The sequence below is a fragment of the Bartonella sp. AU18XJBT genome, from assembly GCF_028618595.1.
Classification (GTDB): Bacteria; Pseudomonadota; Alphaproteobacteria; order Rhizobiales; family Rhizobiaceae; genus Bartonella.
On sequence record NZ_JAQITE010000035.1, the window covers coordinates 1 to 13,404 of the forward strand.

General features: G+C 36.7%; 10 protein-coding genes, 1 tRNA gene and 4 pseudogenes. 8 read left to right on the forward strand and 7 right to left on the reverse strand.

Annotated features, from left to right (window positions below; all coding sequences use genetic code 11):
* A pseudogene (locus PVV60_RS10790) lies at positions 1–170 on the forward strand (DNA adenine methylase); the annotation flags it as partial.
* Positions 171–326: 156 nt separating this feature from the next.
* On the opposite strand, the gene PVV60_RS08180 reads toward PVV60_RS10790, so the two are convergent.
* Positions 327–403: transfer RNA gene (locus tag PVV60_RS08180), tRNA-Met, on the reverse strand.
* Between the two features lie 164 nt (positions 404–567).
* Here PVV60_RS08180 and PVV60_RS08185 point away from each other — a divergent pair.
* Together PVV60_RS08185 and PVV60_RS08190 are read left to right on the forward strand one after the other, a co-directional pair.
* Positions 568–1,524, forward strand: a complete 957-nt coding sequence (locus tag PVV60_RS08185; protein WP_273724211.1) for a Gfo/Idh/MocA family protein — start codon at positions 568–570, stop codon at positions 1,522–1,524.
* A gap of 49 nt (positions 1,525–1,573) precedes the next feature.
* Positions 1,574–2,692, forward strand: coding sequence for a DegT/DnrJ/EryC1/StrS aminotransferase family protein (locus PVV60_RS08190; protein ID WP_273724198.1), 1,119 nt, complete (start codon positions 1,574–1,576; stop codon positions 2,690–2,692).
* 324 nt (positions 2,693–3,016) lie between these two features.
* Here the strand turns inward: PVV60_RS08190 and PVV60_RS08195 are convergent.
* Together PVV60_RS08195 and PVV60_RS08200 are read right to left on the reverse strand one after the other, a co-directional pair.
* Positions 3,017–3,659 (reverse strand): annotated as a pseudogene (locus tag PVV60_RS08195) (hypothetical protein).
* A 27-nt stretch (positions 3,660–3,686) separates the two neighbouring features.
* On the reverse strand, positions 3,687–4,283 hold the full coding sequence (locus PVV60_RS08200; protein WP_273724200.1) for a DUF1134 domain-containing protein: 597 nt from the start codon (positions 4,281–4,283) through the stop codon (positions 3,687–3,689).
* A gap of 215 nt (positions 4,284–4,498) precedes the next feature.
* Here PVV60_RS08200 and chpT point away from each other — a divergent pair, with 215 nt between their 5' ends.
* Entirely contained in the window at positions 4,499–5,137 is a 639-nt protein-coding gene (gene chpT / locus PVV60_RS08205; RefSeq protein ID WP_273724202.1) for a histidine phosphotransferase ChpT, read from the forward strand.
* A gap of 224 nt (positions 5,138–5,361) precedes the next feature.
* Here chpT and ctrA read toward each other — a convergent pair whose 3' ends face one another.
* A complete protein-coding gene (gene ctrA, locus PVV60_RS08210; RefSeq protein ID WP_273724203.1) occupies positions 5,362–6,063 on the reverse strand; it encodes a response regulator transcription factor CtrA in 702 nt (233 codons plus the stop codon).
* A gap of 565 nt (positions 6,064–6,628) precedes the next feature.
* Here ctrA and PVV60_RS08215 point away from each other — a divergent pair.
* Positions 6,629–7,015, forward strand: coding sequence for a flagellar export protein FliJ (locus PVV60_RS08215; protein WP_273724204.1), 387 nt, complete (start codon positions 6,629–6,631; stop codon positions 7,013–7,015).
* Positions 7,016–7,161: 146 nt separating this feature from the next.
* On the opposite strand, the gene PVV60_RS08220 is transcribed toward PVV60_RS08215, so the two are convergent.
* Positions 7,162–7,437, reverse strand: coding sequence for a DUF1153 domain-containing protein (locus PVV60_RS08220; protein ID WP_273724205.1), 276 nt, complete (start codon positions 7,435–7,437; stop codon positions 7,162–7,164).
* A gap of 45 nt (positions 7,438–7,482) precedes the next feature.
* Here PVV60_RS08220 and PVV60_RS08225 point away from each other — a divergent pair, with 45 nt between their 5' ends.
* Both PVV60_RS08225 and mnmA read left to right on the forward strand, forming a co-directional pair.
* On the forward strand, positions 7,483–7,740 hold the full coding sequence (locus PVV60_RS08225; RefSeq protein WP_273724206.1) for a hypothetical protein: 258 nt from the start codon (positions 7,483–7,485) through the stop codon (positions 7,738–7,740).
* A 99-nt stretch (positions 7,741–7,839) separates the two neighbouring features.
* Positions 7,840–9,063, forward strand: a complete 1,224-nt coding sequence (mnmA, locus tag PVV60_RS08230) for a tRNA 2-thiouridine(34) synthase MnmA (protein ID WP_273724207.1) — start codon at positions 7,840–7,842, stop codon at positions 9,061–9,063.
* 272 nt (positions 9,064–9,335) lie between these two features.
* Here the strand turns inward: mnmA and PVV60_RS08235 are convergent.
* Positions 9,336–10,146 (reverse strand): annotated as a pseudogene (locus tag PVV60_RS08235) (TrmH family RNA methyltransferase).
* Between the two features lie 755 nt (positions 10,147–10,901).
* On the opposite strand from PVV60_RS08235, the gene PVV60_RS08240 reads away from it, so the two are divergent.
* Entirely contained in the window at positions 10,902–11,810 is a 909-nt protein-coding gene (locus PVV60_RS08240) for a cation diffusion facilitator family transporter (protein WP_273724209.1), read from the forward strand.
* 505 nt (positions 11,811–12,315) lie between these two features.
* Here the strand turns inward: PVV60_RS08240 and PVV60_RS08245 are convergent.
* Positions 12,316–12,506, reverse strand: a pseudogene (locus PVV60_RS08245) (Arm DNA-binding domain-containing protein); the annotation flags it as partial.
* Positions 12,507–13,404 lie beyond the last annotated feature (898 nt).

Sequence of the window (13,404 nt, forward strand, 5' to 3'; positions counted from 1 at the left end):
CACTGCTTGCGCAATTAAAGGGAAAATTTCTTCTGTCTCTCAATGATGTGCCTGAGATCCGAAAAACCTTTAACCAATTTAAGATAAAAGAGGTGAATACATCTTATACATGTGGTTCAAATGATCCGACTGCGGCTCGAGAGCTCATCATCTCAAATTGCGACTTTTAGGATGAAGAGAAAAGATGCATTAAAGGGTCTTTAAATAACCTTTGAAGACCCTTTGAGAACCCCTTAAAAATCTTTTGAAAAAAATAAATTGGTACAAAACCTAGTGGCAAAATATACAAAACCCGCCGACAAGCTACACACACAACAAAAAAGTAATGGTAGCGGAGGAGGGATTTGAACCCCCGACACAAGGATTATGATTCCTCTGCTCTAACCTACTGAGCTACTCCGCCAAAATAAGCAATCACAATTGTAAATAATTACATCTTTTGCGGATATAAGGGGTAGAATAGTAAGATGTCAAGCATCGTTTTTAAGCTTTTCTCTTGTCATTCTATATTATCCTCGATATGTAAAAGTGTAATTTTCATATGATAAAGTAAGGTAAGGCATGAAAATGGTGCCACGTGTAGCGGTTTTAGGATGCGGTCATTGGGGTGAAAATCATATACGGACACTTCACTCTCTCGGGGCTTTAGCAGCGGTTTCTGATATTGATAATGATCGTGCTGCTAGTTTTGCAACGATGTATGGTGTAGAGGTTGTTACACCAGATGATCTTTTTACTCGTCGAGATATTGATGCGCTAGTATTAGCGTTGCCGCCACAATTGCATACGCAAAATGTGCTCTGTGCTGTTAAAAATGGTAAAGATGTTTTGGTGGAAAAACCAATAGCCTTGAATGTTTCTGATGCTAAACGCCAAGTTCAGGAGGCTGAGGCTTATGGGCGAGTTTTTATGGTGGGCCATATTTTACGTTTTCATCCAGCTTTTGAAAAAATGTGTGAATTGGTGAAAAACGGAGAAGTGGGAGATGTGCGATATATTTATTCCCATAGATTAGGCTTTGGAAAATTTCATACACACAGTGATGCTTTATGGGATCTTGCCCCTCATGATCTCTCAATGATTTTGGCGTTGACAGGATGTGAACCTTCCGAAATTCGCGGTGAGGGGGCTGCTGTCGTTAATCAGATTTCTGATTTTTCTCATATTCATATGACTTTTCCAAATGGTGTGCGTAGTCATCTTTTTACTTCACGCTTGAGTTCTTATCGTGAGAGGCGTTTAACTGTTGTGGGGACAAAGGCTATGCTCGTTTTTGATGATATGGAACTGTGGAGTCGTAAATTGGCAATGCACCATTTTGCCGTTTGGAAAGAAAATCAAGAGTGGGCTTTTAGCATGGATGAGCTGAATTATATTGATGTTTGTGAAGACTTACCGCTTACTTGCGAATTACGTCACTTTCTTCATTGTATTGAAACGCGTCAATCACCTCGTACAAATGGTGATGATGCTATTGCGGTTTTACGGATTTTAACAGCTGCTGGTGTCAATTATGATAGATAAAAGAGATAGGTAGCGCTTTTGCATTCTTGTGATGATCAATGGAGTTAATATGCAATTCATCGACCTTGGGGCGCAGCGTGCGCGTATTGAAGATAAAATTAATTCTGCAATTGCGCATGTGGTCGCTAGTGGGAAGTATATTTTGGGGCCAAAAGTAACAGAGTTTGAAGAGAAATTGGCAGAATATCTGGGCGTTAAACATGTGATTGCATGTGCTAATGGAACAGATGCTTTGAAGATGCCTCTTATGGCTAAAAATATTGGTCCAGGGGATGCTGTGTTTTGTCCTAGTTTTACATTTTCAGCAACGGCTGAAGTGGTTGCTTTGGTGGGGGCTGAGCCTGTTTTTGTTGATGTTTTACCTGATACATTCAATATTGATGTTGAAAAACTTTCTCACGCTATCGAAATGGTAAAAAAAGAGGGACGTCTAAAGCCAAAGGCTATTATTGCCGTTGATTTATTTGGGCTTGCTGCTGACTATGTGCAAATTGCTCAAGTGGCAGCAAAAGAAAATCTTTTTGTAATTGAAGATGCTGCTCAATCTATGGGCGGAAGAAGCGGTAATACTATGTGCGGTGCTTTTGGTGATGTGGCTGCTACAAGTTTTTATCCTGCAAAACCATTAGGATGTTATGGCGATGGAGGTGCTATGATGACCAATGATGATCATTTTGCAAAACTTTTACGCTCTATTTTGTTTCATGGTAAAGGTGAAACGCAATATGACAATGTACGTATTGGTATGAATTCGCGTCTAGATAGTATTCAGGCTGCAATTTTACTAGAAAAGTTTGCGATCTTTGAAGATGAAATGGAAAAGCGTGTAGAAATTGCTCAATACTATTCCAATGGCTTAAGAGATATTGTTACAGTTCCAGAAATAGGAGAAAATATTCGTTCTGCTTATGCACAATATACGATTAAGGTAAAAGAACGTGATAAATTAAAAGATTTCTTACAAAAAAATTCTATCCCTACAATGATTTATTATAAAACTCCTTTACACCAACAGCCAGCTTATAAACACTTCCCTTATGTAAAAGATTCCCTTTCTGTTTCAGAGTCTTTAGGAGAGTGTGTTTTAAGTTTACCAATGCATCCTTACTTGACACAAACGGATCAGGATATGATTATCCAAAAAATAAGAGATTTTTATCACTCTTGAGAGCGTGTTTTATCCTTAAAATTATGGTCAAAGCTCTATTGGTGACCCATTTTAGAAGGTATTTTTTGTTAGAGTGTGTAATCAATGTTTTTGGTATTATTTACTTTCTAAGAGCTATGAAATGTTGTCCTTTAGAGCGGTGATATGATTAGAAAGTGAATCTGCTTGACAAGAAGATGTTTTTTAATAGAACTGTATGGGTTAGGAAACCTTGTCCTTTAGCTTAGCAAGAAAGTCGCGTTTAATAAAAAGGATTTGGGTTATGAAAGTTACCGTGAACCTTTGTTGATTTTACTCTTCATTTAAGGTGTTTTAAAAGATAACCTATTTAAGGGGGCTTTTGGAGAGAAGAGTTATTTTTTTGCGAATACGTGATGCTAGGTCATTTTTGCTTTTGGATTTTTGAATCAATGTGTTGATGGGGGATGTATTCCCCTCTTGTAGCGCTATTTGAGCTGCTAATGTTGCTGCGAGTTCTTTTGTTTCTTCACGGAGTTCTTCCAGCAATTGGTGGTTAGCGGTCGTGTTAAGCTCATAAGTTTGGATTTTTTGTAAACGTTGCTGATAGTGTGCGATTTTTTCACGCATCATTTTTCTTTCCTTTGAAAGTGTGTATTGTGGCGATATTTTGTTTGATTGCTATCGCTTCTTTGGTGAGAGCGTCTTGTGTGGGGAGGCATAGCCGATAAAATTGTTCTGTTACTTGGCTCAGTTGTATTTTTTGTTGGGCGTATTTTTTTTGCAAAAATTCGTACTTTTGTTGGTTGTTTGCTAATTCTACAGCATGTTGTGCACGAAGAAAATCGTGATTTGCTTCTATTTCCGCGAGTGATAATGGCATTTGCGCACAAACATCTTTATACGCAAAATGAACGGCTTTACGCCAAATAAAAGGAGATAAAAGGACCAGTAACCAGGAAGTGAAAGAAACTCCAAGTATAAAAAAAAGAAATGATTGAATAAGCATAATGCCCCTTTTCAAATAAGAATACGTTTAAAATGGATTCCATGTCGGTCTAGGTGTTAATTTTAAATACCCTACATTGATACCAAGGCGTGCGCCGACTCCTGTACGTATTGGGATTAACAAGGTATTATGGTATTTGAGGACATGAAAACCAACACCTGCAATTAAATAGGCCGAACCTGAAATACCACCATAGCGTCTCCATAAATTATTTATGCTATTAAGATTGTAAACTAAGATCATTAAACGGGAGCCTTGGCCGCCAAAATCCCATCCTACTGAGGGACCTTGCCAAAAAACTTTATGTTGACCATAGCTTTTGGTAAAAATCCTTCCTTCGCCATAGGTTAATCCAGCAAAAAAGGCACCAGAAGCTTCTTCTCCTAAAATATAGGCATTGGGATAACCGTATTTTGAAAAAATATTTTGAATTGCAACAGCCAGACCACTGGCTGTTTTCCCAAAAAAAATATGACCAGAATCAATAATTTCTTGGAGTGAATAATGGGGTTCGTTTTGCTCTATTGGTTTTAGTTGAGCATGTGCAGTGTTTATGGTGATGAATAAAAGGAAGATTAAAGATATAATATTTTTGTACCAGTATTTGAGCAGAGAGAGAGCCATGGAGTTTTCTCCTTTTATTAGTGATAAACAAAAAGATAATATTAGAATTTTTATTCGATTCAAATAAAAAATAAGATATAAGGTTATTTAAATTCTTGAATTTATTTCTGAATTTTTTTTAGCATGATTGTTAATGTTTCCTATTATGCATCAGATGTTAAGAGTTTTTCTTTAAAATAAAGTTTGTTTTTTGAATCTAGGAGTTCTCAATCATTATGACGTTAGATATTTCTTTGAAGCCTATGGATCTTGCTGCTTTGCTTTGTAGTCGTATTTGCCATGATTTGATTTCACCTGTGGGGGCTATTCAAAATGCAATGGAGCTTTATGATGAAGGAGGAGCTGAAGAAGATGCTTTACAATTGGTACGTTTATCCGTTGCGAGTGCTACTGCACGTCTACAATTTGCGCGATTGGCTTTTGGTTTTTCTGGTGCAAGTGGAGGACAAATAGATACACGGGCTGCAGAGCAGGTTGCTCAACAATATATGAAAGAAGAAAAAGCAACTTTAAAATGGCAAGCTTCTTCTTTATTGTTAGAAAAAGATGAAGTTAAACTTTTACTTAATTTATTATTGATTGCAAATGCAACAGTTTCTCGTGGTGGTGAAATTGTTGTTATGATTTTGCAAGAAGAAAATAAACGTTCTTTTCGATTTGAGGTTTTCGGTAAAACTCTTCGGATACCCCCTCATTTTCTTGCGTTATTTCGTGGAGAAGTTCAAGAAGGGCTTATTGATGCACATGTCATCCAATTTTATTACACAATATTACTTGCTCAGATGACAGAGATGAAAATAAATATTGATGAAAGTGATCGTTGTATTGTTTTAGAAAGTGTAAAAAAGCTTTGAATAAGAGAGAAGCGCTTAAGCTGTGTTGGGAAAAGTGGCTTCAGTTGAACTTATGAGCGATAGGATTATATGTGTAAATTTGGTGTGCTTACTTCTTAAGCTTTAAGCGCTTTCTATATGAGATTTTTGGTGTGCGAGTTTTCTATTTTTAATAGAGAAAAGATCCTCGAGAAAAAATCTCGGCCCGCTACACTCCGAGATTTTACAATGTGCATGTTCACTGCTTAAGCGGTTTTTCGTACGTTCTCTTCAACTGGATCACGTAATACGTAACCACGTCCCCAAACTGTATCAATGTAATTTACATTAGAAGAGACTGCTTCCAATTTTTTCCGCAATTTACAGATAAAAACATCGATAATCTTTAGTTCTGGTTCATCCATTCCACCATAGAGATGATTGAGAAACATTTCCTTGGTAAGAGTGGTACCTTTGCGTAAAGAGAGAAGCTCTAGCATTTGGTACTCTTTACCGGTTAAATGAACGGGGCGCCCTGCAACTTCGACGGTTTTTGCGTCAAGGTTAACGGTAAGATCACCGGTAACAATAACCGATTGTGCATGTCCTTTAGAACGACGAACAACTGCATGGATACGCGCAATGAGCTCATCCTTATGAAAAGGCTTCGTCATATAGTCGTCTGCTCCAAAGCCAAAACCACGTACCTTGTCTTCAATGGCATTCATACCAGAAAGGATCAGGACAGGAGTTTTTATTTTTGCCAACCTTAGAGTCCGCAAGACATCATACCCTGACATATCGGGCAAATTCAGATCAAGCAAAATGATATCATAATCATAGAGTTTTCCTAAATCGATACCTTCTTCACCCAGATCAGTGATATAAACATTAAAGTTAGCCGACTTTAACATCAACTCAATGCTCTGAGTAACTGCTCTATCATCTTCAATTAATAATACGCGCATTTTAGATCCCTCACTTTGCTCCTTCACGAATCATAAGGAGCATTTCTATTTTATATCAGTTAGCAAAACCACTGTTATAAAAACAATTCATTAAATCAAACACTTAAAACAAAGTGTTTATGAACATTTCAGTAGTACGCGTAACAATCACTACTAAATTCCCCACTATCCATGATAGTGGTTAACAAAATATTTTTATTTTTGAAAGAGGCTACAAAATTATTTTAAAAAAATCGCTTATTTTTTAACATAATAAAAAAAAGAAGGGCTTTCTCTATAAACTTTAACTTAAAAAAAATTGTAAAAGAGCATTATAAATTACTTTTTTACAATTTCAGTGTTTGTTTACTGAGCTTTAAACCTCTTCATTTTATAATGGGGTGGAAAAGTAAAGAAATAGTTATTGCTCTTTAAAGCAGATTGTCTTGTCAGATGCTTTAAAGAAAGGCAGAAATTATTATAATTTCAAGTTAATAGACTGTTTTTGTCGGATAGATATATAACTAGAAGATATTTATGGGTGTGAATACGAGTTTTGAGTTGGCGCAATCAAGGAGTAGTGAGTATGAAGCCACGAGAAAATATGGTGCGATTGAGGATGTTTCAAGTGCGTGGAAAGCGCCGTGAAATTGCACAGCTTGAGATGATGATCGCAGAATTTGAACGAATGGTGTTAGAGCTGGAAGCGCAGATTACTCATGAAGAACGTAAATCTGGAAATAATGATGTTCACCATTTTGCTTATTCTGCTTTTGCGCGTGCAGCGCGGCAAAGACGTGATAACCTGATCAATTCGATTCGTGATTTACAGCTTCAAAAAACAAACGCTGAAATTGCTCTCCATGAAGCTAATACAGAGCTGCAACGTGCACAGCTTTTGGAAGCACGAGAAAAGAAGATTGCTGCGGATGATGAGAATATTTTGATTCAATCTAATTCAATGGTTGGCTAATTTAATGGCTGAATGATCAAAGCAATTATTAAAAATCCATTCTTTCAGATTTATCTTTTGGATATGGTATAAAACAGCCAAACTTTTATCTAGTTTGGCTGTTTTATAAATTGCTTTATGTTATCATAATCGTAATCAATGGCAACTTAATGCCTGTAGTTTTGAATCTTGGTCGTTCGTAATCCCGCTAAACCGTGTTCATCGATCAAACTTTGCCATGAAAGAAATTCTTCTACAGTCAAAGTATAACGTTGGCACGCTTCGTCAAGACTTAACAATCCACCTCTGACAGCCGCAACAACTTCAGCTTTGCGACGAATCACCCAGCGCCGTGTTGTTTGCGGCGGTAGGTCGGCAATTGTAAGCGGACTTCCATCTGGCCCAATAACATATTTCATTTGTGTTTTTATCAAATTGCTCATTCGTATCCTCTACCTTGAGTCAAGGATTTGATTCGTTTATAGAGCATGAAATTTAAAAAAGAGCTAAAAGCGCTGAAAGAAAAAATTAATAAAGTGATTGAGCATGTAAAAGAAGCTCAAGTTGAGATGTGTAGAAGAGATTCTTGCAATATTTTACCGGATTTTTCAAAAGAGCAAAAAAGGTTTTCTAAAAGGATTTTTCCCAAACGATTGCCATTATGCCTTATTTCTATCATTCTTTTTTTATTTGCAGCAGCTTTTAAGAAAGTAATGCCTATGGTTGTGGAAAGGATAAAAAAATAATATAAAGACAACCTGTTGTGTAAAAGTGCTGAAGAGCGCGCATCAGAATGTTAGCATATGGGTAGCCATTAAACAGAGCATTAAATAGAGAATGAATATATGTTTTTAAACAGTCTTGATTTACCAGGACAACCTAAGGATTCTCGCATTGTGGTTGCAATGTCGGGGGGGGTTGATTCATCGGTTGTTGCAGGTCTTTTGAAAAAGGAAGGGTATAATGTTATTGGCATTACGTTGCAGCTTTATGATCATGGGGCAGCAACGCATCGGGTGGGGGCGTGTTGTGCAGGACAAGATATTGAGGATGCACGCCGCGTTGCAGAAACATTAGGAATACCGCATTATGTTCTTGATTATGAAAAGCGCTTTCGCGAAGCTGTTATTGATCCTTTTGCAGAGAGCTATGCTCATGGAGAGACACCAGTACCATGTATTGCATGTAATCAAACGGTTAAGTTTGCTGATTTATTAGCAACAGCACGCGAATTGGGGGCAGATGCTTTGGCTACGGGACATTATATTCGTTCGCGTTCCCATGGAGCGCATCGAGCACTCTTTCGTCCTCTCGATAATGATCGTGATCAGAGTTATTTCCTCTTTGCAACGACACAAGAACAGATTGATTATTTGCGTTTTCCACTTGGTGACCTTCCAAAAGCCCGCGTTCGTGAAATGGCAGCAGAAATGGGCTTTGTGGTTGCCAATAAGCATGATAGTCAGGATATTTGTTTTGTTCCACAAGGAAAATATTCAGATGTTATCGCAAAACTGCGTCCAGAAGCAGCTAATCCTGGTGTTATTGTCCATATTGATGGAAAGATTTTAGGTCAACATTCGGGAATTGTTAATTATACGGTTGGTCAACGTCGTGGTATTGGGGTGTCAACGGGTGAAGCGCTTTATGTGGTTTATCTCGATGTAGAAAATGCACGTGTTATTGTTGGACCGCGTGAAATGTTAGAAACGCATAAGCTTTTTTTACGTGATGTGAATTGGCTTGGTGATGAGTCGTTAGATAATTTCCCTTCTCAAGGTATTGAGGTGGCTGTAAAGGTGCGTTCAACGCGTCCTCCTCACCTTGCGCGCTTACATTATAAAGAAGGTGTTTTTTCCGTTGATTTATTGGAATGTGAAAATGGTGTGGCGCCAGGGCAAGCTTGCGTTCTTTATGATGAAAATGGTCATGAGGCGCGTATTCTTGGGGGAGGATTTGTAACACATTCAGAACGTGCGGCCGATACTGAAATGATGTTGAAGCGCGTTTTATGTAATCTCGAAACAAAAGATTCTATTTCTTCTGAACTAAAAACAACAGCTTCATAAAACATAGTAAATTGATTTGTAATAATATTTTGTACTCTTAAACTTGAATGAGAGACTTCCGGAAGATTTTCTCATTGGAAGTTTGTTTTATGATTGAATCCATCAACATTATGTCTTCTGCACATCATAAGTGGGGTTAGGGTGTAGAAAGCATTATAAGAAAAATGTTTTTTTATCAATACTTTCAAATGCTAGGGAACGGCAATATTATTGGAGACTGGTAGATAACATACAGCATCGGCTATGTTTTACAACTTAAAGTGTCATCATCTTTAGTGGTCAAAGTTGGTAAAATGGGCAAGTGCAATACCTGAGGCTGTGGCAACATTAAGGCTGTCAAAACCGTCAGTCATGGGAATACGTAAGGTTTTTGATTGTTGTAGTATATGGGGTGGTAAGCCATCGCCTTCTGTTCCAAAAATAAGTGCCATTCTTTTGGTTTTGTTGGCTTGCTTGAGAGTGTGTGAGGCAGAAGGGGAGAGTGCATAAAGATGAAAGTTTTCATTGTTTAAAGCAGTTATAATGTCATTTATATCAGCGTTTTGCGTATAGGGTACTTTTAAAGCAGCGCCGGCAGAAACTCGTATTGATTTGCGATAAAGCGGATCGCATGAGGTTTTGTCGACAATAATGCCATTACTGGCAAAGGCTGCTGCATTACGAAAAATTGATCCCATATTATCGTGATTCGAGATACCACATAAAACAAGAATCAAAGCTTTTTCTGGAAGATGTTGTAAAAAACTTTGTAAGGATGGCAGTGTTTTGCGTTTACCAATACCCAAAACACCACGATGAACATGGAAGCCGGTGATATTATCTATAACTTTTTGTGGAACGCAATAAATGGGACATAGAGGCTGTGTTTTTTTTAAAAGCGGTAGAAGTCCAGAGAGACGGTTTGCTACGATGAGTAGTGAGATGGCAGAAAAATCTTTCGAGTGCAGTAATGCGGACAATGTTACTTTGCCTTCAGCAATAAATTGATGTTGCCGTCCAACAAGGATCTTTTTCACGGATATTATGATAGGCTTTTAGGCGTGGATCATCTGTTTCATTGATTGTTATGATATTCAAATGCATGAGAGATTTTTAGTGCTTTTTTCTTATGATTTCCAGATGTTAGAATTTATTTTATTTTAACAAAGAGAGAAAAAAACATTATTTTAAAACTTATGGTAGAATCTGTGTTGACAACGCACAACCATAGGTATAGTATAAAAACACTGATACGGAATCATATATTTTTTCTCGTATCGGGTGCAGTGTCTTGGGTCCCCGCTATTTCCCAAGTTCTGTATGCCCTTAATTTCTAAGGGAAAAGAATCTGGGTCCCCAATGCCCAGATTCTTTTTTTGAGGGTATCATTGTTCTTCTTTTTTATATCTCAATTTTTTAGTAAATCATATTTAAAAATCCTGTTGACCTGTAAAGTTACAGTAGAGTGCTAAGATATTTTTCTAAGGTGCGAAGATGGCTTAAGATTGGTTATAATGCACATCATAAGACCGAAAAATAACGCATGATCATGAGCAAAAATAAGTTTTTCGTTTATGAGAAGTGAAATGGCTTTAAGTTATTCAGAAAACGATTAATAATGAAGGTGTTGTGTTTGATTATCCTTGGAAAAGCTCTTTTTTTTATTATTTTCTCTCTTCTTTATTTATTAGTGCTGTTCGTGTAACTGAGCAGTTTTTACGATAATAATGGTGAGCTGAGGTGTTTATTGTATGGTGAAGCTTCTATAATATTGAGGAAATATTGTCGATATGCCAAAAGTATCATTATATGGTTTAAAATATTAATTCCCTTATTTCGTGAAGAAAAGGATGAGGTTCATGGATGTAAAAATCAATATACAAAGCTTAACTTTATACTCTATTTTTATTGCGTGTATCGTTTTTGCTTTGAAATATTGGGCATATCACATCACAGGTTCGGTTGCACTTTATTCTGATGCATTGGAATCAATCGTTAATATCCTTGCGTCATCGGCAGCATGGTGGGCTGTTAAAGTGAGTATGAAGCCAGCAGATCAGGATCATCCCTTTGGGCATCATAAAGCGGAATATTTTTCCGCAATTCTTGAAGGGGTACTCATTATTATTGCGGCAATTGTTATTTTAAGAGAAGCATGGATAGCTCTTTCTACCGTTCAATTATTGCAGAAGCCTGGAATATGGCTTGTTATTCACCTTATTGCAACTGTCATAAATTGTATGTGGGGAATGGTTCTTATTTGGCAGGGAAAACACCATCGCTCACCGGCTCTTAAAGCGGATGGAGTGCATTTTATAACGGATGTTTTTACTTCGCTTGCAATTTTAGTTGGTCTGATTGCTGGTTTTATCGGGGGATGGGGAGCTTTAGATCCAATTTTAGCGATAATCGTTGCCGTTAATATTCTCTTACAGGGCTGGAAGGTGATTAGAAATGCTGTTCAGGGATTAATGGACGTTGGCGTTGAATTGAATGAAAGCATGCGGATTCGGGAGCTGATTTCTGCAAATGCATCGGGTGCGCTTGAGGTCCATGATTTACGGACGCGTGTTGCTGGGAGGGTTACTTTTATAGAGTTTCATTTGGTTGTGCCTGCTGTAATGCAGGTAGGAGAAGCACATAAAATTTGTGATAAAATCGAAGGTGTTCTTCAAAAAGAATTTGATAATGTGCGTATTTCTATTCATGTCGAGCCTGAAGATGAGGCAAAATTGCCTCCCGGTACAACGGTGATCCCTTTTATATAAAAAGATTTTTTTCAAATTGCCTGTCATGTTATAAGAACTGCTTTTTATGATGGGGCGATTCATACCTCTCGAAAATAGAGTGATGCTCTTTCGTTGATTTAATTTTTGCATCAATCAAGTATAAAAGGTTAAACAGAGTATTTAAGGCAAGATTTATTCTATTTCGTTAAAACACTGTTCTTTAAGGTGTGGTGAGATAAGACATATAAATTTGGTCTATTAAGTGTTTTTAGAGTGTGAAGTAAATATTCAAAATAGGACATGCCGGTGTATTCTTGTTGTGTAAGTGAATTTCATGAAATGGTTATCCGCTTAAATTTACTTAAGAGAACGGAGTGTTTACAGACTGTCAGGAGTAGGTGTTTCGTTTCTTAGGGCGAAGAGGAATGAAGATTTTGTAAGAATTTTAATGGGATTTAATTATAAATTTTATATAAAAGTTATGAATATAATTTTAAAGTTTGTGATCATAGATTAATCATCATTATTGTTGCTAATAAATGTGTTGTTTTAAAGAAACATGTCGCAACGCACCCAAACCCATTTCGCGACGCTGCCCATGAATGGTATAACGATACAGCCATTGAGCACCTCCATCTTTACGTTTGTGAAGAAGCAAGTCGGCACCATCATTATATTTGCCAGCCCCCAATGTTGCGACAGTCCTTGGCACTTAAGACGGTTCATAAGGGCCATTTTTAGTCCTTTCTTATACAAATTTTACCCACACATCAGCCCCGCTTTTGACGTGCAAGGGAATGATTTTAATTGATTCAAGATAAACAGATTTGAAACGAGATAATCTTACGTTATTCGGGACTCTCATTCAATATGAATAACGCTATATTATCATTATAAATCAATGTATTATCTTGTCTATACAATGTGTTCTGTTTTAAGTGTTCTTTATTGCATGAAGGATAGGGGACTCATTAAAGAATGAAAAAACAAAAAATAATGCTCATATCTCTACTCTTTAAAGGATATTATTGTCGTTGCTTTAGAAAAGCGCAAAGCTGGAGATAGTACTCAGTATAATATCAAAAAACACAATAAAGTCAATAGTTTGTTTGCAATTATTTTATATGAGTCCACTTAAGAATCCACATTTTTATGCATGATTCATTTGACTATTTTTTATAGAAGATTGCCATGTATGAATAGACCATAAAAAGCAAATCATGGTGCAAATATTATAACGCATGGGTGCATTCATATGAAATGAAAAGCCGATATCATTCATAATAGTCTATAAATTTTATGATACGTTTTTATCACAGCACAAATCACATTGTTTAAAATTTAGTCGTTTGGAATTATCGATAACATAAATTGTATACGTTTAAAGAATTGGTATGAGTTTTGCTCTTTTTTGAGCTAAACCTTCAAAGGAATAATCGTTTGAAACTGTCATAAGCTTATAGGTTTAATTCATAAAGATTGCACAAAGGATTTAAAGACAAGATCGATTTTATAACCACGGTATTTTTTTACCGAGGTAGGAAATAAAGGTAATGAAATTCAAAACGTTATATCTTATGAAATCAAAAGTCTTTTAATGAATATAGTGCAAGCAAGTGAGCAAAAAACGTTT

Excerpts from the sequence above, each read along its gene's own strand:
- PVV60_RS08225 (WP_273724206.1), top strand. The coding sequence starts at position 7,483 with ATGAAATTTAAAAAAGAGCTAAAAGCGCTGAAAGAAAAAATTAATAAA.
- PVV60_RS08240 (WP_273724209.1), top strand. The coding sequence starts at position 10,902 with ATGGATGTAAAAATCAATATACAAAGCTTAACTTTATACTCTATTTTT.
- mnmA (WP_273724207.1), top strand. The coding sequence starts at position 7,840 with ATGTTTTTAAACAGTCTTGATTTACCAGGACAACCTAAGGATTCTCGC.
- PVV60_RS08185 (WP_273724211.1), top strand. The coding sequence starts at position 568 with ATGGTGCCACGTGTAGCGGTTTTAGGATGCGGTCATTGGGGTGAAAAT.
- PVV60_RS08220 (WP_273724205.1), bottom strand. The coding sequence starts at position 7,437 with ATGAGCAATTTGATAAAAACACAAATGAAATATGTTATTGGGCCAGAT.
- chpT (WP_273724202.1), top strand. The coding sequence starts at position 4,499 with ATGACGTTAGATATTTCTTTGAAGCCTATGGATCTTGCTGCTTTGCTT.
- PVV60_RS08215 (WP_273724204.1), top strand. The coding sequence starts at position 6,629 with ATGAAGCCACGAGAAAATATGGTGCGATTGAGGATGTTTCAAGTGCGT.
- ctrA (WP_273724203.1), bottom strand. The coding sequence starts at position 6,063 with ATGCGCGTATTATTAATTGAAGATGATAGAGCAGTTACTCAGAGCATT.
- PVV60_RS08200 (WP_273724200.1), bottom strand. The coding sequence starts at position 4,283 with ATGGCTCTCTCTCTGCTCAAATACTGGTACAAAAATATTATATCTTTA.
- PVV60_RS08190 (WP_273724198.1), top strand. The coding sequence starts at position 1,574 with ATGCAATTCATCGACCTTGGGGCGCAGCGTGCGCGTATTGAAGATAAA.